The following is a 24206-nucleotide window of genomic DNA, read 5'->3' as shown; positions in this document are numbered from 1 at the left end:
TCAACCGCTAACGTTAGTCCAATAGTGTAACTAGGTGTTTGTGCTGTTTTGCAAACACCTAGTGACCTCAAAGGATGTAGCATGAAAAAAATCTTTATGATGTTAAGCGTTGCCGTTGCACTGATGTTCAGTGTAAACAGTTTCGCACATGAAGGGCATGATCATAATGCTCAAGAAACAGAACAGCAGATTTGGGCGCAATTAAAAGGTGGTGCTCAAGGTGTAACAACGTCAACAGGTCAAGCACATGAACAATTGATCAATGTGTATGACTTACGCGTATTTGAGTTACGTAGCGATATTCTAGCGCCTGCATTATTAGCCGCATTATTCGGCATGATCATCGTGTTTATTATCTTCATTAAATTGAATGGTATTTCAAAACTACACGGTGGCTTTTCAGGTAAGATGGTTTACCGTTGGTCAAAATTTGATGTTTCGATCCACTGGTTAGGTGCGATTCCATGTATGTTACTGATCCTAACGGGTTTAGTATTGCTTGGTGGCCGTTACTTCTTCCAGCCTTATATCGGTGACGGTGCTTGGGGGTCTTTGGTTAACGCTTCAAAGCTTATCCATGATTACATGGCAATACCATTCATGCTAGGTTGGGCATTAATGACGGTGCTTTGGGCGAAAAACCAAATGCCTAAAATGTACGACATTAAGTGGATGCTAGTGGTTGGTGGTTACTTAAACTTTGGTCCATTCAAAGGAAAGCACCCTGATGCAGGCTTTGCTAATGCTGGTGAGAAATTATGGTTCTGGGCATTTGCTCTATTTGGCCTAATTATTTCTGCTTCTGGCATGTTATTGTTGTTCCCTAACTTGTTTGAACCAAGCCGTACTCTGAGCTTGATTGCACTAGTACTTCACTCTGTGAGTGCCATTATTATTACTGCATTCTCAATCGTACATATCTTCATGGCAACAGTAATGTCTGAAGGTGGTATGGAGTGTATGGTAAGCGGCTATTGTGATGAAAACTGGGCAACTCAGCATCACAATCTTTGGTTCGATGAAATCAAAGACAACGGCACATTAAAATACAAAGATCAGTAAAGGTTTTACTTTGACTGAATTCAAAACACCTTGAGCATGGTTCAAGGTGTTTTGTTGTTTTAATTATATCGTCATGAATAAAGTTTAATTTTGTTATGTATGATATGTATATTAGTGATGCCTTGTTCACGGTTTGCTGATAAATACTTGTGTATGCTTGCGCGTCACTTGTTCGAATTGTCATTGCTTTTAGTTCAGGTCAAAAGCTTAAAAGTTTTTCGTTTTTATGTTTTGTTTATATTGGAGTATTGATGTCTTCTTCGATCGTCTTACCAGATAGTAAAATCATTACCCCGTATCAAGCTGATATCACAGTGCCTAATTGGATGGTGAGCTCACTTGAGCGAGTGATGCAGTATTTTGTAGATAAAAACTTAACGCTGGACACCATTTCTGTTGACCGAATGCCTAAGCCTGTAGAAGGCAAAAAGTATATGTTGTATGCGCATATCCCGTTTTGCCATACGCTTTGCTCATTCTGTACATTCCATCGATTCTTATTTAAAGAAGATAAAGCTCGTGAATATTTTGTTGCTCTGCGTAAAGAAATGCAGATGGCAAAAGATCTTGGCTACCGTTTTGAGTCTATGTATATCGGTGGTGGCACCACTACGGTACTTGAAGATGAGTTAGCACGCACAATCGAGCATGCTAAAACTTTATTCCCAGATATTAAAGAAGTGTCGTGTGAATCAGATCCACAGCATTTAGCTAACCCAGAGTTTAAACAACTGAAAGGGTTGGTCGACCGTATGTCTATCGGCGTTCAAAGCTTCGACAACGGTATTTTGAAAATGACCGACCGCTTAGAAAAGTTCGGTACGGGTGAAGAAACCTTTGACCGCATTATGGCGGCAAAAGAATTATTCCCAATTATTAATGTCGATTTGATTTTTGGATTCCGAGGCCAAACGCCTGAGATTATCCAATCAGATTTAGACATGGCGTCTAAATTAGACCCACGCCAAATTACCACCTACCCACTGATGATCACCCATCAAACCCGTAAGAGTGTCAAAGGTAAGTTGGCTGCACCGCACGGTGAAATGATGGATCAATATAGACAGATCCTGAATACACTTATCGGACAATACAACCAACTATCTGGTTGGGCATTTGGTAAAGCCAACAATGAAGGCTTTGATGAATACGTTATTGATTACGATGAATACTTAGGTGTGGGTTCAGGTTCATTTAGTTTCTTGAATGACACCCTGTACGTAAACACCTTTAGCTTACGCAAATACCAAGAGCGTATTGCGCAAGGGCGCATGGCCGTTGAGCAGCAAAAACGTTATCAGTTAAAAGAAGTGATGCAGTATCGCTTCTTACTCGGTATGTTTTCTGGCCGTTTGTCGCGTAAGTATTTCCGTGACAATTTTAACGTTAATCTTGATACCGCATTGTTTAAAGAAATGGCCTCAATGAAGGCCATTGGTGCGATTAAAAATGACCCAAACAACCCTGATGATATTATCGTGACAGATAACGGTAAAATGATGGGCTTGGTTATGATGAAAGAATTTTATTCAGGCATGGATAACGTGCGCGCACAATTACGTAAGCCGCTAGCACAGCGTGATATGTAATCGTTATTGAAACTAAACACACCTAAAGGTGTGCAGATATTGAGCAAGCGGTAACCTATTTAGGTTGCCGTTTTTTTTGATTCACGTACCCTCACAATTGAGCCAACAGATTAAGGATTTCACCATGGCGAATATTTTACTCCTAGCCAATATCAATTGTGATCGAGTGCTGCAATTGGATAAGCCATTACAAACCGGTGGCCGGTTTCATTATCAAGATAATGGATTACGTTTAGGTGGTGGGGGAGCCAATACTGGCGTAGGACTCATCTGGGCGCAACATGATGTCGCGGTTGTCAGTCAGGTTGGAACAGATGACATTGGTGACTGGATCTTGGCTCAAGCGAGTACTTTAGGAATCGATTGCCGTCTGATGGAGCGTTATCAAGGTAATACTTGTGAAATGTTGCTGCTGATGACCCCTGATGGTGAGCGCACTATCATTCGCTCCCCCCGCCCTGAGTTTACTCTCACAAAACAACCCCAATGGTCACGCTGGGACGCGTTTTATATTAACAGTGAAGTGCTTAATCCACACTTTTGGATGCAACAGGCATTAAACGATAACCCTAACTGTTTAATTGTGGCGCAATTAGCAGTAGATGAGCGTAGCTTACCTTGCCATGTGTTGATTGCTTCTTTGACTGATATGCAAGGGCGGTGTGGTGATGATATTTGGGCGTATGGGCGAAAAATAGCGGGCGATAACTTACGTTATTTTGTCGTGACTGATGGCGAATGCGGCGCGATTGCTTATGACGGCGAGACCAGTGTTCATGTTGCTGCTGTTGAGGCACAAGTTGTTGATACAACGGGCGCTGGCGATGCCTATGCCGCAGGACTCATTAACGGTTTAGTCAGTCGTTGCGATATAGAGCAAGCTATGCAGCAAGCTGCAATATGGTCAGGCTTTGCTGTGGCAAGTCATAGCTCAATGCCAGGGGAAGAACTAAAACAATTTCTGGGTAAGGATGACTACGCTTAATATATTGAAAAATAAGGTTAGTGTGTCACTTTGTTGTCACAATGAGGCCGTATACTTGCCTCAATTCCTGTTGACTCAGTGTGTTTTTAGATCTCAGCCTTGCACCCCACAAGGCTATTTTTTTGCCTGCGTTTCACCAATCCCTACGTAATACTTAATTTCTAATTCTGTACTCATCTCTGCTGAGTGTAAAACTGTTACAATGACTTCAATGTTAGTTTGTTGAAATACTCTAGGTTTATGACTGTATCACTGAAATCCCACAATACTTTAGGCTTAGCACATCAATGCCAAGATTTGATTGTCATTAAAGATATGGCAAATTTAATCAAGGCTTGCCAGTCATTAGCCCAAACAGGCACACCAATGTTAGTGCTCAGTGGTGGTAGCAATATTGTTCTGACAGATGATTTCCAAGGTACAGTCATCAAAGTTGAAACGAAGGGAATAGACGTTACTCAAACACAAAACACAGTGTCCTTAACAGTACAAGCGGGTGAAAACTGGCACGAACTGGTGTGCTATTGCTTAGAAAATGACTATCACGGCTTAGAGAATTTGGCACTTATCCCAGGTTGTGTTGGGGCCGCTCCTATCCAGAATATTGGTGCTTACGGTGTGGAAATTAGTCAATTTTGCACGCGTGTGGATTATTTATGTTTGGAAACCTACCAACAAGTTTCGCTTACCAAGGCGCAATGTCAGTTTGGTTATCGTGACTCAGTGTTTAAACATGCGCTTAAAGGGAAAGCGATTATTACTGCGGTAACTTTTAACTTACCTAAACAGTGGCAACCTAACTTAAGTTATGGTCCTTTAACACATTTAGACATTAACACAGTGACAGCAAGACAGATATTTGATGCCGTTTGCCACACGAGGCAACAAAAACTCCCTAACCCTGATGAAATTGGCAATGTTGGCAGCTTTTTTAAAAACCCAATCATTGCAAAGCAGCAGTTTCATAAACTCAAGCAGCAATATCAAGATGTTGTTGGCTATCCTCAATCCAATGGGTTGGTAAAAGTTGCCGCAGGTTGGTTAATTGACCAAGCTGGCTTAAAAGGGATGACGATAAACAACGTTGGTGTTCACAGTAAGCAAGCGCTGGTGTTAGTTAACCATGGTGAGGCTAAGGGGGAGGAAATCTGCCAACTTGCACGTCACGTTATCGCTGTAGTAGAACAGAAGTTTTCAATTACATTAGAAGCTGAACCTCGTTTAATAGGCGCAACTGGAGAGATAACATTATGACCAATGAACATTGGGCGAGAAAACGCCAAATACTCGCACAGCTGAGTCACGATAAGTTTGTCTCTGGCGAAGCGATTGCGCAGCAGCTGCAGCTATCGAGAATGGCGGTTAATCAGCATATTGATGCCATGGGTGAGTACGGCATTGACATATTTTCAGTCAAGGGAAAAGGTTATCAACTCGCTGCGCCTATTTCACTTATCGAAGAGTCTCTATTATTAAAAGCAATTGATAAGCGCTGTTTCTACTTTAATGAGATTGATAGCACCAATGAATTCATGCTTAATCATGCCTCGGAATTAAGCGCGGGTGATATTTGTATTTCAGAGTATCAATCAAAAGGTCGCGGTCGCCGTGGTCGAACATGGCAATCACCTTACGGTCATCATTTGTATGCTTCCATGTTTTGGCGAACACATCTGCAACCACAGGCGCTCATGGGGCTAAGCTTAGTAGTGGGCTGTAGCTTGGTTAGTGCACTACAAGGACTAAAGGTGGAAGGGCTGGGTTTGAAATGGCCAAATGATGTTTACCTTGACGGGAGAAAGTTAGCGGGGATTTTAATTGAGTTAGGGCAACCTTCTGATTCACAGACACAAATTGTTGTGGGTTTTGGGATTAATATGAATATGCCGCTGGAGCAGGGTAATCTTATTGATCAGCCTTGGAGTGATTTATCCGGACGGTCTGGTATCGATAAAACTGACTTGATGGCCAACATCCATCAACAGTTACAGGACGACTTTGCCACTTTTGAAGCCAAAGGGCTGACCCCTTTTATTGAGCGATGGAATAACGCTGACTTATTTATCGGTAAGCCAGTTACTTTAAGCATGGCGCCTAATGAGGTGTCTGGTATATGCCAGGGCATAGACGAGCAAGGCGGCATTGTGATATCAACTGAAGCGGGCAATAAAGCTTATATTGGTGGTGAGATTAGCCTTCGCTCGACAACATAACCATTGTTGCTAGTGTTAGATTATTTGCGCAGTAGCACCTTCGACATTAGGTGATTATCACCCTTTTTTAGTATTAGGTGTGCACGTTCGCGGGTGGGTTGAATATTTAACTTCAAGTTTGGGCCATTAATGGTGTCCCAGATATTAGCTGCAATGGCGTTTGCTTCAGTATCAGTCAATTTTGAGTAATGGTGGAAGTACGACTTAGGGTCACTGAAAGCCCCTTGCCTAAATTGTAGAAAGCGCTGCTTATACCACTTTTTTAATAACGACTCATCAGCATCTACATAAATTGAGAAATCGACGAAGTCAGATACAAACGGCGATTGCGAGTTGACTAATGTATCTGTACCGGTTTGCAGTACATTTAACCCTTCCAAAATAAGAATATCGGGTTGTCTGATAGGTTGGTACTCATTATGGCGACGATCGTAGGTGACATGAGAGTAAAGCGGTGCCAGCACTTCTTCTTCACCAGCCTTAACTGCAGAAATGAAGTCACTGAGTAACTTAGCATCATAACTTTCAGGAAAACCTTTACGCTGCATCAAGCCTTTACGTTTTAAGTCTGCAAGCGGGTATAAAAAACCATCTGTCGTGACTAACTCGACTTTAGGGTGCTCAGGCCATTGTTGAAGTAATGTCTGCAAAATACGTGCAGTGGTACTTTTACCTACTGCTACGCTGCCAGAAATACTAATGATATAAGGGCCACGGCTGACGCTTCTGTCGAGAAACTTATCAAGCACTGCACTGCGCTGTTGACGAGAACCCACGATTAAATTCAATAGTCGGCTTAATGGAAGGTAAATGTCGGTGACTTCATCAAGAGAAAGGCGCTCATTCATACCGCGTAACCCAGCTAACTCAGCCTCATTTAACGTGAGTGGTACAGACTTTCGCAATTCAGCCCATTGCTCACGGAGAAATGAATAGTACAAAGCTTGTTGTAAATGGTTACTGGTATTCATGCTAATTCCTTTACTTGAGCAGGCACAGTACACCAACAACTTAAGGCTCACAACAAGTTGTCATTGAAATCTGACACCTTGCGACAATTTTGTGCAGAAATCAGACTATGCAGGGCTTGTAAGGGTAAAAAAACGTCGTTTGACACATTTTTTGCATTTTTTTCAAGTTTTAGGTTGCACTTATGGTCACATTTACCTAATATCCGTTTCCGAAATGAAATGCCGGTATAGCTCAGTTGGTAGAGCAACTGACTTGTAATCAGTAGGTCCCGAGTTCGACTCTTGGTGCCGGCACCATTTTGCTGGAGGGGTTCCCGAGTGGCCAAAGGGATCAGACTGTAAATCTGACGGCTCAGCCTTCGAAGGTTCGAATCCTTCTCCCTCCACCATTTTTAAAGGCAATTAAGTAGCCTTAGCAGGTTCCGCGGATGTCGTATAATGGTATTACTCCAGCCTTCCAAGCTGATAACGCGGGTTCGATTCCCGCCATCCGCTCCAATTTGCTGACTAGATTAAATAAAACTTTAATCTGACCAGCACCTTTACTGTTATATGCTAAGCTTAATTTCCAAAAACTTAATTGATTCGGTGTCATTTTATGCATCGGATTTTTTCTATATCTGTTTGCACTACCCAGATCCTGGATTGAGGCGATATCATGGCAAAAGAAAAATTTGAACGTAGTAAGCCGCACGTAAACGTGGGCACAATTGGTCACGTTGACCATGGTAAAACTACTCTAACAGCGGCTATCTCTGCAGTATTGACTAAAGCATACGGCGGTGAGACTAAAGATTTCGCACAAATCGATAACGCTCCAGAAGAGCGTGAGCGTGGTATTACAATTAATACTTCTCACATCGAATATGACACTCCAACTCGTCACTACGCACACGTAGACTGCCCAGGTCACGCGGATTATGTTAAAAACATGATTACTGGTGCTGCACAGATGGACGGCGCAATCTTAGTAGTAGCAGCGACTGATGGCCCAATGCCACAGACTCGTGAGCACATCCTACTTTCACGTCAGGTTGGTGTACCTTTCATCATCGTATTCATGAACAAATGTGACATGGTTGACGATGAAGAGCTACTTGAGCTTGTAGAAATGGAAGTTCGTGAACTTCTATCTGAGTATGACTTCCCAGGTGATGACTTACCAGTAATCCAAGGTTCTGCACTTAAAGCCCTAGAAGGTGAAGCAGATTGGGAAGCTAAAGTAATCGAACTAGCAGAAGCTTTAGATACTTATATCCCAGAGCCAGAGCGTGACATCGATAAGCCTTTCCTACTACCAATTGAAGACGTATTCTCAATTCAAGGTCGTGGTACAGTAGTAACAGGTCGTGTTGAGCGTGGTATTATCACAGTAGGTGACGATGTAGAAATCGTTGGTATCAAAGACACGACAACTACAACTTGTACAGGTGTAGAAATGTTCCGTAAGCTGCTTGACGAAGGTCGTGCAGGTGAGAACTGTGGTGTACTACTACGTGGTACTAAGCGTGATGAAGTTGAGCGTGGTCAAGTATTGGCTAAGCCAGGAACAATCACTCCTCACACAACTTTCGAATCAGAAGTATACGTACTTTCGAAAGATGAAGGTGGTCGTCACACTCCTTTCTTCAAAGGTTACCGTCCACAGTTCTACTTCCGTACAACTGACGTAACAGGTACTATCGAGCTTCCAGAAGGCGTAGAAATGGTAATGCCAGGTGACAACATCAAGATGGTTGTTACACTAATTTACCCAATCGCGATGGATGACGGTTTACGTTTCGCTATCCGTGAAGGTGGCCGTACAGTTGGTGCTGGTGTTGTAGCTAAAATCATCGCTTAATAGCTGATTTAGAGACACATCCTAAAAAGGAAGCTTCGGCTTCCTTTTTTGTTTAGTCAAAATTACAAATAAAATTCGGTTTTTCGTGAAATTGTTGGTTTAAAAAAGCCATGTTGTATTGCGAATAAAGCTGAATAAGAATACAATCTATGGCCGATTTTTGACCCTGTGCGGCAGCGCATACTACAACCACCTTTGTATTGTAGTGAAAGTGCACATTTTAAAATAAGCTCAGGTCGTAGTAAGTAACGGAAATAACCGATGACAACAAATACTGAAAACCAGGGAAGCTCTCTGGATCTTGTTAAGTGGGGCATAGCGGTAGTTCTGATCGCAGCAGCAGTTATTGGTAACCAATATTTTGGTGAAGCCAGCGTTGTTGCTCGTGCAGCCGGCGTAATTGTCGCATTTGCGATTGCAGCATTCATTGCTTCGCAAACTGTAAAAGGCAAAGAAGCATTAATCTTTGCCAAAGAATCGCATATTGAAGTGCGCAAAGTGGTATGGCCTACACGCCAAGAAGCACTTAACACAACATTTATCGTACTAGCGGCAACAGCTATTGTTGGTCTTATCCTATGGGGATTAGATGGCATCTTGTTGCGCGTAGTCAATTTCATCACCGGTGTATAGGCATTAAAAATGACTGAAGCTACTGAAGCGAAAAAAAGATGGTATGTGATCCAAGCATTCTCTGGCTATGAAGGTCGTGTTTGTAAGACGCTGCTTGAGCATATCAAAATGCACAGCATGGAAGACTACTTTGGTGAAGTATTAGTACCGACTGAAGAAGTGGTTGAAATGCGAGCGGGTCAACGCCGTAAAAGTGAGCGTAAGTTCTTCCCAGGCTATGTATTAGTCCAAATGGAAATGAACGATGACAGCTGGCACTTAGTGAAAAGCATTCCACGTGTGATGGGCTTTATTGGCGGTACTTCTGACCGTCCAGCGCCTATTTCAGACAAAGAAGCAAATGCTATTTTACAACGTCTACAAGAAACTACTGAGTCTCCAACACATCGCGTGATGTTTGAGCCTGGAGAGATTGTTCGCGTATGTGATGGTCCTTTCGCTGACTTCAATGGCACCATTGAAGAAGTTGATTATGATAAGAACCGCGTTAAGGTTTCTGTGATGATCTTCGGTCGTTCTACACCAGTAGAGCTAGATTTTGGTCAAATTGAAAAAAGCTGATTAAAATAAAAGCAAATTTAAGATTGTTTGCGGGTGTGGATTTCTGTATAATCCGCACCCGTTGTTTTCAGGGGAGCGAGTCGGCATAGGGCTGATTAGCGTTTGAACCCAAATAGAGGAAATGTCGACATGGCAAAGAAAATTGAAGCTTATATTAAGCTACAAGTAGCAGCCGGTGCTGCAAACCCGTCTCCACCAGTAGGTCCAGCTTTGGGTCAAAAAGGTGTGAACATCATGGAATTCTGTAAAGCATTCAACGCTCGTACTGAAAAGTTCGACAAAGGTATGCCAATTCCAGTTGTTATCACTGTATACAACGACCGTTCTTTCACTTTCGAAACTAAAACGCCACCTGCGTCATTCTTACTGCTTAAAGCAGCAGGTCTGAAGTCTGGTTCTGGCCGTCCAAATACTGAGAAAGTTGGAACTATCAAGCGCAGCGCAGTTCAGGAAATTGCTGAAACTAAAGCCGCTGATATGACTGGTGCTGATGTTGAAGCGATGATGCGTTCAATTGAAGGTACTGCACGTTCAATGGGTTTGGTAGTAGAGGACTAATATAATGGCAAAGCTAACTAAGCGCATGCGCGTAATCCGCGAAAAAGTAGAAGCTACTAAAAGCTACGAAATGAACGAAGCTGTTGCTCTACTTAAAGAATTAGCAACTGCTAAATTCGTTGAGAGTGTTGACGTTGCCGTTAACCTAGGTATCGATCCTCGTAAATCTGACCAAAACGTACGTGGTGCTACTGTACTACCACACGGTACTGGTCGTGACATCCGCGTTGCGGTATTCACACAAGGTGCAAACGCTGAAGCTGCGAAAGAAGCTGGCGCTGAACTTGTAGGTATGGACGATCTAGCTGCTCAAGTAAAAGCTGGCGAAATGAACTTCGACGTAGTTATCGCATCTCCAGATGCAATGCGCGTTGTTGGTCAATTAGGTCAAGTATTAGGCCCACGTGGTTTAATGCCTAACCCTAAAACTGGTACTGTAACGCCTAACGTTGCAGAAGCAGTTAAGAATGCTAAAGCTGGTCAAGTTCGTTACCGTAACGACAAGAACGGTATTATCCACACTACTATCGGTAAAGTGGATTTCACTGCTGAACAGTTAAAAGAAAACTTGGAAGCATTAGTTGCTGCACTTAAGAAGGCTAAGCCTGCTGCAGCAAAAGGTGTTTACCTGAAGAAAGTTAGCATCTCTACCACTATGGGTGCAGGTGTTGCTGTCGACCAAGCTTCTTTAACTGAGCTTAAGTAATATACAAAGCGTGCGTATTAGCGTATAATGCGCGCACTTTGTGGGTTGAAGCTGGCAAGTGATGACAAAATCATCAAATGCTAGCTTCCGTCCAAGACCGCAGGTGTATATCAAAAGATACACTTAATTTCCTGCGTAGACGGTGTCAGACCCCCAGAAAGAATTTTATTCTGCTGGAAATCTGCACCGTAAGTAGCTAAATACATGAGTATTTAGTTGGTTAATACTAGGGATAGCCCTAGGTAGAATCCAGGAGTAAAGCCAATGGCATTAAGACTCGAAGACAAAAAGGCAATTGTTGCTGAAGTCAACGAAGCTGCCAAAGGTGCACTTTCTGCAGTTGTTGCCGATTCACGCGGTGTAACTGTAGGCGCTATGACTGCTCTACGTAAAGCAGCTCGCGAAAATGGTGTATACGTACGTGTTGTACGTAACACACTTGCTCGCCGTGCTGTTGAAGGTACTGATTTTGAGTGCCTTGTAGAAACATTCACTGGCCCAACTTTAATTGCATTCTCAAATGAGCACCCAGGTGCCGCAGCACGTCTACTTAAAGACTTTGCTGGTGAGCAAGAGCAGTTTGAAGTTAAAGGTGCAGCATTTGAAGGGGAACTAATCCCTGCAGCTGATATTGATCGTTTAGCGAAACTACCAACTTACGACGAAGCACTAGCTCAGTTAATGATGACTATGAAAGAGGCATCTGCTGGCAAGTTCGTACGTACTTTGGCTGCCCTACGCGATCAGAAAGAAGCAGCTTAATTTTTCATTAGCCGCTTAAATTAATTGAATTCAGAACAATAGGAAATATTTCTAATGTCTATCACTAAAGATCAAATCTTAGAAGCCTTTGCAGAAATGTCTGTAATGGAAGTTGTTGAACTAATCGAAGCAATGGAAGAGAAATTCGGTGTTTCTGCTGCCGCTGCTGCTGTAGCTGTTGGCGGTGACGCTGGCGCTGCTGCTGCTGAGCAAACCGAATTTGACGTTGTTATGACTTCATTCGGTGCTAACAAAGTTGCTGTTATTAAAGCACTACGTGGCGCTACAGGTCTTGGCCTGAAAGAAGCTAAAGGTATGGCTGAATCTGCTCCAGTAGCAGTTAAAGAAGCTATCTCTAAAGAAGAAGCTGAAGCACTTAAAGCAGATCTAGAAGCTGCCGGCGCTGAAGTTGAACTTAAGTAAGCTATACTAAATAGCTTGCATCACCCAAGCAATTGGGTGAGGGCTGACGGTTTTTTAACCGTCGGCCTTTTTTGCGCTTTAGGCGCAGGCGATTTTTTTTCACCGTTTATCGCCATTTTTAGCAGTCCCTAGCAGAGATTACTGGTTAGGTTCTTGCATCAACGGTGATGGGCAAACGTGCTGATTTAATAAATATTATTTCAGTCTTGGTCATATCATGTAAGCAGAGGAAACCCATGGTTTACTCCTATTCTGAAAAGAAGCGTATTCGCAAAGACTTTGGTAAGCGTCCAAAAGTATTGGATATCCCTTATTTATTGTCGATCCAGTTAGACTCTTTTAAGAAGTTCACCGATCAAGACCCTACGGGTGAGCGTGGCTTAGAAGCCGCATTCCGTAGCGTTTTTCCTATCAAGAGCTTTTCTGGCTATAGTGAGCTGCAATATGTCAGCTACAAGCTAGGTGAGCCAGTTTTTGATGTGAAAGAATGTCAGATCCGCGGTGTTACCTATTCAGCGCCATTGCGCGTAAAACTACGCATGGTACTGTTTGACCGTGAAGCTGCTGCTGGTACTGTAAAAGATATCAAAGAACAAGAAGTCTATATGGGTGATATCCCATTAATGACTGATAATGGTACTTTTGTTATCAATGGTACTGAGCGTGTAATTGTATCTCAGTTACACCGTAGTCCGGGTGTATTCTTCGATCACGACCGTGGTAAAACCCACTCGTCAGGTAAAGTACTGTATAACGCACGTATTATTCCTTACCGTGGTTCATGGCTTGATTTCGAATTTGATCCAAAAGATGCACTATTTGTCCGTATTGACCGTCGCCGTAAATTACCTGCGACTATCATTCTGCGTGCATTGGAATACTCGACTCAAGATATTCTAGACTTATTCTTCGAACGTACTGAGTTCAAGATTAAGAAAGATTCTTTAGTGATGAAGTTGCTTCCTGATCGTCTACGTGGCGAAACAGCGAGCTATGACATTAAAGATGCTGAAGGTAATGGTATTGTTGAAGCGGGTCGTCGCATTACTGCACGTCACATCCGTCAACTTGAGAAAACCAATACAACTGAGCTTGAAGTACCAGTTGATTACATTGTGGGCAAATTTGCTGCACAAGATTACATCGACGAGGACACAGGTGAAGTTCTTATCTCAGCAAATAGCGAAATCTCACTTGAAGATTTAGCTAAGCTATCTCTAGCAGGCATCAAAGCCATTGATACTTTATTCATCAATGACCTTGACCATGGTGCTTACATCGCTGACACATTACGCATTGATTCAACAACTAACCGCTTAGAAGCATTAGTTGAAATCTATCGTATGATGCGTCCGGGCGAGCCACCAACCAAGGATGCCGCAGAAGGTTTATTCCAAAACCTATTCTTCAGCGATGAGCGTTATGACCTGTCTAAAGTCGGTCGTATGAAGTTCAACCGTCGTCTTGAAATGTCAGAAGACGAAGGTGCAGGCATATTGTCTAAAGAAGACATTGTTGCTGTAATGAAGAAAATCATTGAAATCCGCAATGGTTTCGACGAAGTCGATGATATCGACCACTTAGGTAACCGTCGTATCCGTAGTGTGGGTGAAATGGCTGAAAACCAATTCCGTGTTGGTTTAGTACGTGTTGAACGTGCTGTTCGTGAGCGTCTATCTCTAGGCGACTTAAACGAATTGATGCCACAAGATCTGATTAACGCGAAGCCAATTTCTGCAGCAGTGAAAGAATTCTTCGGTTCTTCACAGCTTTCTCAGTTCATGGACCAAAACAACCCGCTATCAGAAGTGACGCATAAGCGTCGTATTTCTGCATTAGGCCCAGGTGGTTTGACACGTGAACGTGCTGGCTTCGAAGTACGTGACGTACACCCGACTCACTATGGTCGTCTATGTCCGATTGAAACGCCAGAGGGACCAAACATTGGTCTAATTAACTCGTTGGCAAGTTTCGCACGTACTAACTCATATGGTTTCCTTGAAACACCTTACCGTAAGGTAGTTGATGGTGTGGTTACTGATGAAGTTGAATACTTATCAGCAATCGAGGAAGGCCGCTATGTGATCGCTCAGGCGAACGTGGAAGTTGATAACAACGACCTTATTATTGAAGAGCAAGTTGCTTGTCGTCATAAAGGTGAATCTACCTTTATGCGTGCAGCTGACATTCAGTACATGGACGTGTCGCCACAACAGATTATTTCTGTTGCAGCATCATTAATTCCGTTCCTAGAACACGATGATGCTAACCGTGCATTGATGGGTGCGAACATGCAACGTCAAGCAGTACCAACCCTAAATGCTGAGAAGCCATTAGTGGGTACCGGTATTGAGCGTGCATTGGCTGTTGACTCTGGTGTAGTTGTTGCTGCTAAACGTGGTGGTGTAGTTGATTACGTTGACGCTAGTCGCATCGTAGTGAAAGTAAATGAAGATGAACTGACTCCTGGTGAAGCAGGTATCGACATTTACAACCTAACTAAATACACCCGCTCGAACCAAAACACCTGTATCAACCAACGTCCACGTTGTTTCGTTGGTGAGCCAGTGGTTCGTGGTGATGTACTTGCTGACGGTCCTTCAACTGACTTAGGTGATTTGGCACTTGGCCAAAACATGCGTATCGCATTCATGCCTTGGAACGGTTACAACTTTGAGGATTCGATCCTTATTTCTGAGCGCGTAGCGCAAGAAGACCGTTTCACGACTATTCACATTCAAGAATTATCATGTATTGCGCGTGATACTAAGCTTGGTAGTGAAGAAATCACGGCTGATATTCCAAACGTAGGTGAATCTGCACTGTCTAAACTAGATGAGTCAGGTATCGTTTACATTGGTGCAGAAGTGAAGGGTGGCGATATTCTAGTAGGTAAAGTAACACCTAAGGGTGAAACTCAGCTTACACCAGAAGAGAAACTACTCCGTGCAATCTTCGGTGAGAAAGCGTCTGACGTTAAAGACAGTTCGCTACGTGTACCTAACTCTGTTAAAGGTACCATCATCGACGTTCAAGTCTTCACCCGTGATGGTGTTGAAAAAGACAAGCGCGCATTAGAAATTGAAGAAATGCACGTTAGCCAAGCTCGTAAAGACTTAGGCGAAGAGTTCAAGATCCTTGAAGAAGGTGTCTTAAACCGTGCACGTAACTTGTTATTATCTGCTGGTTTCTCTGAAGCAAAACTTGCTGAGATCCCACGTAAAGACGTATTAATTCAAGTTATTGACGACGAAAAGAAACAAACTGAACTTGAACAGTTAGCTGAACAGCACGAAGAGCTAAAAGCTGACTTTGATAAGAAGTTTGAAATCAAGCGTCGCAAGATCACTCAAGGTGATGACTTAGCACCAGGTGTACTGAAAATTGTTAAGGTTTACTTAGCGGTTAAACGTACTATCCAACCAGGTGATAAGATGGCGGGTCGTCATGGTAACAAAGGTGTTATCTCGAAGATCTGTCCAATTGAAGATATGCCATATGATGAAACAGGTAACCCTGTTGATATCGTACTTAACCCACTGGGTGTACCATCGCGTATGAACATTGGTCAGGTATTAGAAGTTCACATGGGCGCAGCAGCGAAAGGCATCGGTAATCGTATTACTGAAATGCTAGAAGAGCAGCGTGAATTGGCAGAACTTCGTGGCTATATCAAACAAGTTTATGAGTTAGGTGATGAAATTCAACAGAAAGTTGACATCGACTCATTCTCTGATGATGAAGTTGTACGCCTTGCTAAACACCTCAAAACTGGTTTGCCAATCGCAACACCAGCATTTGATGGCGCGAAAGAGAAAGAGATCAAGCAAATGCTTGAACTTGCAGGCTTACCAACATCTGGCCAGTTAACATTATGTGACGGCCGTACCGGTAACGAATTTGAGCGTAAAGTAACTGTTGGTTACATGTATATGCTTAAACTGAACCACTTAGTTGATGACAAGATGCACGCCCGTTCTACCGGTTCGTACAGCTTAGTTACTCAGCAGCCATTGGGCGGTAAAGCTCAATTCGGTGGTCAGCGTTTCGGTGAGATGGAAGTCTGGGCACTTGAAGCATACGGTGCCGCTTATACTCTTCAAGAAATGCTAACAGTTAAGTCAGATGACGTTAACGGTCGTACTCAGATGTATAAGAACATCGTCGACGGTAACCATCAGATGCAACCTGGCATGCCAGAGTCCTTCAACGTATTGCTGAAGGAGATCCGTTCACTGGGTATTAATATCGAGTTGGATCAAGAGTAAGCATCGCTCTTAAGCAATGTTTGGTAACCTAACGGTGCTTTGCCCGTGCAAAGCACCTGGTTTAACTCCTTCAGGAGAGAAACGTGAAAGACTTATTAAAGTTTCTTAAACAGCAAAGTAAGACTGAAGAATTTAACGGTATTAAAATTGGTTTGGCTTCGCCTGACCTAATCCGTTCTTGGTCTTTTGGTGAAGTTAAAAAGCCAGAAACCATTAACTACCGTACTTTCAAACCTGAGCGTGAAGGTTTGTTCTGTGCGCGTATCTTTGGTCCTGTAAAAGATTACGAATGTTTGTGTGGTAAATACAAACGTCTTAAGCACCGTGGTGTGATTTGTGAAAAGTGTGGTGTAGAAGTTACCCAGACTAAAGTACGTCGTGAGCGTATGGGTCACATTGAACTGGCTAGCCCAGTTGCCCACATCTGGTTCTTGAAATCACTTCCGTCTCGTATCGGCTTAATGCTGGATATGACATTACGTGATATTGAACGCGTACTGTACTTTGAATCATTTGTTGTGATCGAGCCAGGCATGACCTCGCTTGAGCGCGGACAAATGCTAACGGAAGAAACCTACTTAGACGCCTTAGAAGAGTACGGTGATGAGTTTGAAGCTAAAATGGGTGCTGAAGCCGTTTTAGAATTACTTCGTGCAATCGATTTAGAAGAACAAATCGAGCAAATGCGTGAAGAGTTACCTTCAATTAACTCTGAAACTCGTCGTAAGAAAGTGACTAAGCGTCTGAAACTGATGGAAGCATTCTACACTTCTGGCAACAAGCCAGAATGGATGATCCTGAAAGTTTTACCGGTTCTGCCACCTGATTTACGTCCACTAGTACCACTAGATGGCGGTCGTTTTGCTACGTCTGATTTGAACGACTTATACCGTCGTGTGATCAACCGTAACAATCGTCTAAAACGTCTATTAGACCTAGCTGCACCAGATATCATCGTACGTAACGAAAAGCGTATGTTACAAGAGTCTGTTGATGCGCTATTAGATAACGGTCGTCGTGGTCGTGCTATTACAGGTTCAAACAAGCGTCCTCTGAAATCTCTTGCTGATATGATCAAGGGTAAGCAAGGTCGTTTCCGTCAGAACCTTCTTGGTAAACGTGTTGACTATTCAGGTCGTTCGGTAATTACCGTAGGTCCTACTTTACGTTTACATCAGTGTGGTCTTCCTAAGAAGATGGCGCTTGAGTTATTCAAACCATTTATCTATGGCAAATTAGAAGGTCGTGGTCTTGCTACGACAATTAAAGCTGCTAAGAAAATGGTTGAGCGTGAGCAAGCTGAAGTATGGGATGTGTTAGACGAAGTTATTCGTGAACACCCAGTGATGCTTAACCGTGCACCAACACTTCACAGACTGGGTATTCAAGCATTTGAGCCAGTACTGATTGAAGGTAAAGCAATCCAACTGCATCCGTTAGTTTGTGCGGCGTATAACGCTGACTTCGACGGTGACCAAATGGCGGTACACGTACCATTAACACTTGAAGCTCAACTTGAAGCTCGTGCGTTGATGATGTCTACCAATAACATTTTGTCACCTGCAAACGGTGAGCCGGTAATTACTCCGTCTCAAGACGTTGTATTGGGTCTGTACTACACTAGCCGTGAATGTGTTAACGGTAAAGGTGAAGGCATGGCATTTGCTTCTGTTGCTGAAGTTGAAAAAGCTTACGCAACCGGTGCAGCTGAGCTACACGCACGTATTAAAGTACGTATCACAGAGTACAGCATCGACGCAGATGGCGAGAAGGTTGCTTCTAACCGTATCGTAGATACGACAGTGGGCCGTGCATTGTTATCGCTTATCTTACCTGAAGGTCTATCTTTCGACCTTGTTAACCAAAACATGGGTAAGAAGCAGATCTCGAAACTATTGAACACCTGTTATCGTCAACTAGGTCTTAAAGATACTGTTATCTTTGCTGACCAATTGATGTACACCGGTTTCCGTTTTGCGACTATCTCTGGTGCTTCTGTCGGTATTAACGACATGGAAATTCCAGCTGAGAAGTACACCCTTGTTGCTGATGCAGAAGCTGAAGTTCGCGAAATTCAAGAGCAGTTCCAATCTGGTCTTGTAACCGCAGGTGAACGCTACAACAAAGTGATCGATATCTGGGCAAGTGCGAACGAAAAAGTTTCAAAAGCAATGATGGATAACCTGTCTACTGAGACAGTAATTAACCGTGATGGCGAAGAAGAGAAACAAGCATCGTTCAACAGCATTTACATGATGGCCGACTCAGGCGCTCGTGGTAGTGCTGCACAGATTCGTCAGCTAGCGGGTATGCGTGGTCTGATGGCTAAGCCAGATGGCTCTATCATCGAAACGCCAATTGTGGCGAACTTCCGTGAAGGTCTAAACGTACTTCAGTACTTTATTTCTACTCACGGTGCGCGTAAAGGTCTTGCCGATACCGCATTGAAGACTGCGAACTCTGGTTACTTAACCCGTCGTCTAGTAGACGTTGCACAAGACTTAGTTGTTATTGAAGACGACTGTGGTGTTGAGCATGGTTTGACAATGAAGCCACTTATTGAAGGTGGTGATGTTGTTGAGCCATTACGTGAACGTGTATTGGGCCGTGTTGTTGCTCAAGACGTGCTTAAGCCTGGTACTGAAGAAGTACTTGCGCCACGTAACACACTGCTTGACGAAAAATGGTGTGACAAGCTTGAAGAAAACAGTGTCGATGAAGTTATCGTACGTAGCGTAATTACTTGTGAAACAGACTTTGGTGTGTGTTCTAAGTGTTACGGTCGTGACTTGGCACGTGGTCATATTATTAACCACGGCGAAGCAATTGGTGTTGTTGCTGCTCAATCTATTGGTGAGCCAGGTACACAGCTTACCATGCGTACCTTCCATATTGGTGGTGCTGCTTCGAGAGCGTCTGCTGAAAACAACGTTCAAGTTAAGAATGCAGGTTCATTGAAGCTGCATAATGCTAAGCATGTTACAAACATCGAAGGTAAGTTGGTTATTGTTTCTCGTTCTTCTGAATTAGCCATCATCGATGAGCTAGGTCGTGAGAAAGAGCGTTATAAAGTACCTTACGGTACTGTGCTTGAGAAGAAAGAAGATGATCAACTTTCAGCTGGCGAAATCATCGCTAACTGGGATCCACATACTCACCCAATTATCTCTGAGGTAGCGGGTAGTGTTAAATTTGTGGACATGATTGAAGGCGTAACCATGACTCGTCAAACTGATGAGTTAACAGGTCTTTCTTCTGTTGTTGTACTTGACGTAGGTGCACGTACTTCAGCGGGTAAAGAAATGCGTCCTGCAATTCGTCTAGTTGATGCTGACGGTAATGACTTAATGATCCCTGGAACTGATATTCCAGCTCAGTACTTCTTACCTGGTAACGCGATTGTTTCTAAAGACGATAACGCACAAATCAACGTTGGTGATACGTTAGCACGTATTCCGCAAGAGTCTTCGAAGACTCGCGATATTACCGGTGGTCTACCACGCGTAGCTGACTTGTTCGAAGCGCGTAAGCCAAAAGAGCCTGCAATTCTTGCAGAAATCTCAGGTACTATCTCGTTTGGTAAAGAGACAAAAGGTAAGCGTCGTCTAGTGATCACTCCAGCTGATGGCGGCGATCACTATGAAGAGATGATTCCTAAGTGGCGTAACCTAAACGTGTTCGAAGGTGAAAAAGTTGAACGCGGTGAAGTTATTGCTGATGGACCAGAAGCAGCGCATGACATCTTACGTCTTCGCGGCATCCACCATGTTGCAAACTACATTGTGAACGAAGTTCAAGATGTATACCGTCTACAGGGTGTAAAGATCAACGATAAGCATATCGAAGTGATCATCCGTCAGATGCTACGTAAGTGTATTATCGAAAATGCTGGTGATACTGAGTTCCTTGAAGGTGAACAAGCTGAAGTTTCACGCGTTAAGATTGCAAACCGTGAGCTAGAAGCTCAAGGTAAGCAGCCTGCAACGTTTGAACGTGAATTACTGGGTATTACCAAAGCTTCTTTGGCAACCGAGTCATTTATTTCTGCTGCATCGTTCCAGGAAACGACTCGCGTATTAACCGAAGCTGCTGTTGGCGGTAAGAGCGATCAATTACGTGGCCTGAAAGAAAACGTAATTGTAGGTCGTCTAATCCCAGCGGGTACTGGTTATGCATATCACAAGAATCGCAACGAGGAACGTGCAAAAGGCACTGACCAAGTTGAGGCTCCAACTGTGACAGCAAGTGAAGCTGAGCAGAACCTTGCAGATCTCTTAAATTTGGCTGGTAGCCAAGATTAAGTGATCAAAATGTGAAAAAAAGGCGCCTTTGGCGCCTTTTTTTATGTTATTTCGATCAAAAGTTGTCTATTTCTTGACAGGCAGGCATTACCTTTCTAAAATTCCGCGTCCCACTATTGTGGGATATAGATTTTTCACACCTAATTGTTGAGATATTCAACTGTCGGAGCTATACATGGCAACTGTAAACCAGTTGGTACGTAAGCCACGCTCGCCACAAGTCAAAAAGACTAATGTGCCAGCGTTGAACTCGTGCCCACAAAAACGTGGTGTTTGTACTCGCGTGTACACTACAACACCTAAAAAACCTAACTCTGCACTACGTAAAGTAGCTCGTGTGCGTCTAACTAACGGTTTCGAAGTAACTTCGTACATCGGTGGTGAAGGCCATAACTTGCAAGAACATAGTGTAATCCTAATCCGTGGTGGTCGTGTTAAAGACTTGCCTGGTGTGCGTTACCACACTGTTCGTGGCGCATTAGACTGTGCTGGTGTGACTACTCGTCGCCAAGGCCGCTCTAAGTACGGTGCTAAGCGTCCTAAGTCTTAACGTATCCCGTTAAAGTAAGGCCAAGCTAAATAAATTGACATTCCAGTTTTGGAAATACCTGAAGCATACGGAGAATTGATATGCCAAGACGTCGCGTTGTAGGACAACGTAAAATCCTACCAGATCCAAAGTTTCACAGTGAGTTGTTGGCTAAGTTCATCAACGTCATTATGCAGGACGGCAAAAAGTCGACTGCTGAAAAAATTATCTACAAGGCATTAGATGTTGTCGCTGAGAAAAAAGGCGAAGAGCATCTACATATCCTTGAAGCAGCACTTGAAAACGTTCGTCCATCAGTCGAGGTTAAATCTCGTCGTGTTGGTGGTTCAACGTATCAAGTACCATGTGAAGTTCGTCCAGTGCGTCGTAACGCACTAGCGATGCGCTGGTTAGTTGAAGCTGCTCGCAAGCGTGGTGAAAAATCTATGGCTCTACGTCTAGCAGGTGAAATGCTAGACGCATCTGAAAACAAAGGTACTGCTGTTAAGAAGCGTGAAGACGTGCATCGCATGGCTGAAGCTAACAAAGCCTTTGCTCATTACCGTTGGTAATACTTTGAGGCGGGCGAAAGCCCGCCTTATATTGTTGATATTTCCTAAAGCTATGGCTTTAGGTGAGAGGGTATAAAAAAGTGGCTCGTACAACCCCAATTGAGCAATACCGTAATATCGGTATCGTTGCTCATGTGGACGCAGGTAAAACTACCACAACAGAACGTGTTCTGTTCTATACCGGTTTGTCTCATAAAATCGGTGAAGTGCATGACGGTGCCGCTACAACAGACTGGATGGTTCAAGAGCAAGAGCGTGGTATTACTATCACATCAGCTGCTGTTACCGCTTTCTGGCGTGGTATGGATGCCCAATTCACTGAACATCGTATTAATATCATCGATACCCCAGGTCACGTTGACTTCACAATTGAAGTTGAGCGTTCATTACGTGTTTTAGATGGTGCAGTTGTTGTATTCTGCGGCTCATCTGGCGTAGAACCTCAATCGGAAACTGTTTGGCGTCAAGCTAACAAGTATGAAGTTCCACGCATGGTATTCGTCAATAAGATGGACCGTGCTGGTGCTGATTTCGATAGCGTGGTCGACCAGATCCGTAATCGCTTAGGAGCGAATTGTGTACCGATTCAATTGAATATTGGTGCAGAAGAAAACTTCAAAGGGGTTATTGATCTCATTAAGATGAAAGCCATAAACTGGTCTGAAGAAGATCAGGGCGTGAGTTTCACTTATGAAGAAATTCCTGCAGATCTTTTGGATAAAGCCCAAGAGATGCATGAGTATCTTGTGGAGAGTGCTGCGGAAGCTTCTGAAGAGCTGATGGACAAATACCTTGAAGAAGGTGAACTATCAGAGCAGGAGATCAAGCAGGCCCTTCGTCAGCGTACGATAAATAACGAGATAGTACTGGCTACCTGTGGTTCTGCATTTAAGAACAAAGGTGTACAGGCTGTACTCGACGCCGTTGTAGATTTCCTTCCCGCGCCTATTGATGTCCCTGCTATTAAGGGTGTCGATATGGATGAGAACGAAGTAGAACGTCCATCAGATGATGATGCGCCGTTTTCTGCATTGGCATTTAAAATTGCGACTGACCCTTTTGTAGGCACATTAACCTTTATCCGTGTGTATTCTGGTGTTTTAGAAACGGGTGCCGCGGTATATAACTCAGTGAAACAAAAACGTGAGCGCATTGGCCGTATGGTTCAAATGCACGCTAACGACCGTACCGAACTTAAAGAAGTTCGAGCTGGTGATATCGCTGCAGCTATCGGGTTAAAAGATGTCACAACTGGTGATACTCTTTGCGATAATGATAAAAAAGTAATACTTGAGCGTATGGAGTTTCCAGAGCCAGTTATTACCATTGCCGTTGAGCCGCGTTCAAAAGCAGACCAAGACAAAATGGCGATTGCATTGCAGAAATTAGCTGCAGAAGACCCGTCATTCCGTGTTGAGACTGATGAAGAAACCGCTCAAACACTTATCTCTGGTATGGGTGAATTACACTTAGACATTATCGTAGACCGTATGCGTCGCGAGTTCAGTGTTGAGTGTAACGTAGGTAAGCCACAAGTTGCTTATCGCGAAACAATTCGTAACAGCGTTGAAGTGGAAGGTAAGTTCATACGCCAATCTGGTGGTCGTGGCCAATTTGGTCACGTGTGGTTAAAACTAGAGCCGCTTGAAGAAGGGGCTGGCTATGAATTTGTTAACCAAATCGTCGGTGGTGTAGTTCCTAAGGAATTTATCCCGGCTGTTGACAAAGGTATTCAAGAACAAATGAAGAACGGCGTGTTAGCTAGTTATCCTGTTCTTGACGTGAAAGTCACGCTATATGATGGTTCATACCATGATGTAGACTCAAATGAGATGGCTTTCAAAATTGCTGGTTCAATGGGCTTTAAAAAGGGTGCGCTTGAAGCAAGCCCTGTACTGCTCGAACCTTGCATGAAAGTAGAAGTAACTACACCTGAAAATTACATGGGTGATGTTGTGGGCGACCTCAACAGACGTCGTGGTTTAATTGAAGGTATGGACGATGGCATCGGTGGTGTTAAAATAGTCCGTTCAGTAGTACCACTCGCTGAAATGTTTGGTTATGCAACAGACTTACGCAGTGCTACACAAGGTCGCGCTTCATACTCGATGGAGTTCTTGAAGTACGATGAAGCACCTAACAATGTTGCAAAAGCGATTATAGAATCCCGTACTTAATAATAAGTACATATTAAATTGTTATATAGCTCGGCACAGTCGAGCACTTCTGA

Annotated in this window: 18 protein-coding genes and 3 tRNA genes; 20 read left to right on the top strand and 1 reads right to left on the bottom strand. The window is 43.5% G+C overall.

What is annotated here, in order from left to right; all coding sequences use genetic code 11:
- Positions 1 to 81 precede the first annotated feature (81 nt).
- The 5 genes from ACHUGF_RS15520 (at position 82) to birA (ending at position 5849) form a co-directional block, all read left to right on the top strand.
- Complete coding sequence (locus ACHUGF_RS15520) at positions 82 to 1062, top strand: formate dehydrogenase subunit gamma (RefSeq protein ID WP_394132558.1); 981 nt, start codon at positions 82 to 84, stop codon at positions 1060 to 1062.
- A gap of 251 nt (positions 1063 to 1313) precedes the next feature.
- Positions 1314 to 2651 (top strand): coproporphyrinogen III oxidase family protein, encoded by a 1338-nt coding sequence (locus ACHUGF_RS15515; RefSeq protein WP_394132557.1) that lies wholly within the window; start codon positions 1314 to 1316, stop codon positions 2649 to 2651.
- A gap of 124 nt (positions 2652 to 2775) precedes the next feature.
- Entirely contained in the window at positions 2776 to 3636 is an 861-nt protein-coding gene (locus tag ACHUGF_RS15510; RefSeq protein WP_394132555.1) for a PfkB family carbohydrate kinase, read from the top strand.
- 240 nt (positions 3637 to 3876) lie between these two features.
- Entirely contained in the window at positions 3877 to 4890 is a 1014-nt protein-coding gene (murB, locus tag ACHUGF_RS15505) for a UDP-N-acetylmuramate dehydrogenase (RefSeq protein ID WP_394132553.1), read from the top strand.
- On the top strand, positions 4887 to 5849 hold the full coding sequence (birA, locus tag ACHUGF_RS15500; RefSeq protein WP_394132552.1) for a bifunctional biotin--[acetyl-CoA-carboxylase] ligase/biotin operon repressor BirA: 963 nt from the start codon (positions 4887 to 4889) through the stop codon (positions 5847 to 5849). The genes murB and birA overlap by 4 nt, the downstream gene beginning before the upstream one ends.
- Positions 5850 to 5869: 20 nt before the next feature.
- Here the strand turns inward: birA and coaA are convergent, their stop codons facing one another.
- Positions 5870 to 6820, bottom strand: a complete 951-nt coding sequence (coaA, locus tag ACHUGF_RS15495; protein ID WP_394132551.1) for a type I pantothenate kinase — start codon at positions 6818 to 6820, stop codon at positions 5870 to 5872.
- A gap of 221 nt (positions 6821 to 7041) precedes the next feature.
- Between coaA and ACHUGF_RS15490 the strand changes: the two genes are divergently transcribed.
- The 15 genes from ACHUGF_RS15490 to fusA all read left to right on the top strand — a co-directional run bounded on the left by ACHUGF_RS15490 (position 7042) and on the right by fusA (position 24153).
- Positions 7042 to 7117: transfer RNA gene (locus ACHUGF_RS15490), tRNA-Thr, on the top strand.
- A 7-nt stretch (positions 7118 to 7124) separates the two neighbouring features.
- Positions 7125 to 7209, top strand: a tRNA-Tyr gene (locus ACHUGF_RS15485).
- A gap of 35 nt (positions 7210 to 7244) precedes the next feature.
- Positions 7245 to 7318 (top strand) — tRNA-Gly (locus ACHUGF_RS15480).
- Between the two features lie 160 nt (positions 7319 to 7478).
- Positions 7479 to 8663, top strand: a complete 1185-nt coding sequence (tuf, locus tag ACHUGF_RS15475) for an elongation factor Tu (protein ID WP_394132534.1) — start codon at positions 7479 to 7481, stop codon at positions 8661 to 8663.
- A 261-nt stretch (positions 8664 to 8924) separates the two neighbouring features.
- Entirely contained in the window at positions 8925 to 9296 is a 372-nt protein-coding gene (gene secE, locus ACHUGF_RS15470) for a preprotein translocase subunit SecE (RefSeq protein ID WP_394132550.1), read from the top strand.
- Between the two features lie 9 nt (positions 9297 to 9305).
- Positions 9306 to 9857, top strand: a complete 552-nt coding sequence (gene nusG, locus ACHUGF_RS15465) for a transcription termination/antitermination protein NusG (protein ID WP_394132548.1) — start codon at positions 9306 to 9308, stop codon at positions 9855 to 9857.
- A 129-nt stretch (positions 9858 to 9986) separates the two neighbouring features.
- Positions 9987 to 10415 (top strand): 50S ribosomal protein L11, encoded by a 429-nt coding sequence (gene rplK / locus ACHUGF_RS15460; RefSeq protein WP_055026515.1) that lies wholly within the window; start codon positions 9987 to 9989, stop codon positions 10413 to 10415.
- A gap of 4 nt (positions 10416 to 10419) precedes the next feature.
- Positions 10420 to 11121, top strand: a complete 702-nt coding sequence (rplA, locus tag ACHUGF_RS15455) for a 50S ribosomal protein L1 (RefSeq protein ID WP_394132546.1) — start codon at positions 10420 to 10422, stop codon at positions 11119 to 11121.
- A 264-nt stretch (positions 11122 to 11385) separates the two neighbouring features.
- A complete protein-coding gene (rplJ, locus tag ACHUGF_RS15450; protein ID WP_394132544.1) occupies positions 11386 to 11883 on the top strand; it encodes a 50S ribosomal protein L10 in 498 nt (165 codons plus the stop codon).
- 54 nt (positions 11884 to 11937) lie between these two features.
- Entirely contained in the window at positions 11938 to 12306 is a 369-nt protein-coding gene (gene rplL, locus ACHUGF_RS15445) for a 50S ribosomal protein L7/L12 (RefSeq protein ID WP_394132543.1), read from the top strand.
- A 236-nt stretch (positions 12307 to 12542) separates the two neighbouring features.
- Positions 12543 to 16574 (top strand): DNA-directed RNA polymerase subunit beta, encoded by a 4032-nt coding sequence (rpoB, locus tag ACHUGF_RS15440; protein ID WP_394132541.1) that lies wholly within the window; start codon positions 12543 to 12545, stop codon positions 16572 to 16574.
- 83 nt (positions 16575 to 16657) lie between these two features.
- Positions 16658 to 20875: a DNA-directed RNA polymerase subunit beta' gene (gene rpoC, locus ACHUGF_RS15435; protein WP_394132540.1), complete on the top strand. Its 4218-nt coding sequence runs from the start codon at positions 16658 to 16660 to the stop codon at positions 20873 to 20875.
- 175 nt (positions 20876 to 21050) lie between these two features.
- Positions 21051 to 21425, top strand: a complete 375-nt coding sequence (gene rpsL / locus ACHUGF_RS15430) for a 30S ribosomal protein S12 (RefSeq protein WP_394132539.1) — start codon at positions 21051 to 21053, stop codon at positions 21423 to 21425.
- A gap of 80 nt (positions 21426 to 21505) precedes the next feature.
- Positions 21506 to 21976: a 30S ribosomal protein S7 gene (rpsG, locus tag ACHUGF_RS15425; RefSeq protein WP_394132538.1), complete on the top strand. Its 471-nt coding sequence runs from the start codon at positions 21506 to 21508 to the stop codon at positions 21974 to 21976.
- Between the two features lie 80 nt (positions 21977 to 22056).
- Positions 22057 to 24153 carry an elongation factor G gene (fusA, locus tag ACHUGF_RS15420; protein ID WP_394132536.1) on the top strand — a complete coding sequence of 699 codons (2097 nt, stop codon included), beginning with the start codon at positions 22057 to 22059 and terminating at the stop codon, positions 24151 to 24153.
- The last annotated feature ends 53 nt before the right edge of the window (positions 24154 to 24206 follow it).

The organism is Shewanella maritima (assembly GCF_043643735.1).
Taxonomy (GTDB): Bacteria; Pseudomonadota; Gammaproteobacteria; order Enterobacterales; family Shewanellaceae; genus Shewanella; species Shewanella maritima_A.
This window is presented reverse-complemented; position numbering and strand designations above follow the sequence as displayed.

Excerpts from the sequence above, each read along its gene's own strand:
- rplK (WP_055026515.1), top strand. The coding sequence starts at position 9,987 with ATGGCAAAGAAAATTGAAGCTTATATTAAGCTACAAGTAGCAGCCGGT.
- rpsG (WP_394132538.1), top strand. The coding sequence starts at position 21,506 with ATGCCAAGACGTCGCGTTGTAGGACAACGTAAAATCCTACCAGATCCA.
- rplA (WP_394132546.1), top strand. The coding sequence starts at position 10,420 with ATGGCAAAGCTAACTAAGCGCATGCGCGTAATCCGCGAAAAAGTAGAA.
- rpsL (WP_394132539.1), top strand. The coding sequence starts at position 21,051 with ATGGCAACTGTAAACCAGTTGGTACGTAAGCCACGCTCGCCACAAGTC.
- nusG (WP_394132548.1), top strand. The coding sequence starts at position 9,306 with ATGACTGAAGCTACTGAAGCGAAAAAAAGATGGTATGTGATCCAAGCA.
- birA (WP_394132552.1), top strand. The coding sequence starts at position 4,887 with ATGACCAATGAACATTGGGCGAGAAAACGCCAAATACTCGCACAGCTG.
- rpoB (WP_394132541.1), top strand. The coding sequence starts at position 12,543 with ATGGTTTACTCCTATTCTGAAAAGAAGCGTATTCGCAAAGACTTTGGT.
- rplL (WP_394132543.1), top strand. The coding sequence starts at position 11,938 with ATGTCTATCACTAAAGATCAAATCTTAGAAGCCTTTGCAGAAATGTCT.
- ACHUGF_RS15510 (WP_394132555.1), top strand. The coding sequence starts at position 2,776 with ATGGCGAATATTTTACTCCTAGCCAATATCAATTGTGATCGAGTGCTG.
- rplJ (WP_394132544.1), top strand. The coding sequence starts at position 11,386 with ATGGCATTAAGACTCGAAGACAAAAAGGCAATTGTTGCTGAAGTCAAC.
- coaA (WP_394132551.1), bottom strand. The coding sequence starts at position 6,820 with ATGAATACCAGTAACCATTTACAACAAGCTTTGTACTATTCATTTCTC.
- ACHUGF_RS15520 (WP_394132558.1), top strand. The coding sequence starts at position 82 with ATGAAAAAAATCTTTATGATGTTAAGCGTTGCCGTTGCACTGATGTTC.
- tuf (WP_394132534.1), top strand. The coding sequence starts at position 7,479 with ATGGCAAAAGAAAAATTTGAACGTAGTAAGCCGCACGTAAACGTGGGC.
- secE (WP_394132550.1), top strand. The coding sequence starts at position 8,925 with ATGACAACAAATACTGAAAACCAGGGAAGCTCTCTGGATCTTGTTAAG.
- murB (WP_394132553.1), top strand. The coding sequence starts at position 3,877 with ATGACTGTATCACTGAAATCCCACAATACTTTAGGCTTAGCACATCAA.
- ACHUGF_RS15515 (WP_394132557.1), top strand. The coding sequence starts at position 1,314 with ATGTCTTCTTCGATCGTCTTACCAGATAGTAAAATCATTACCCCGTAT.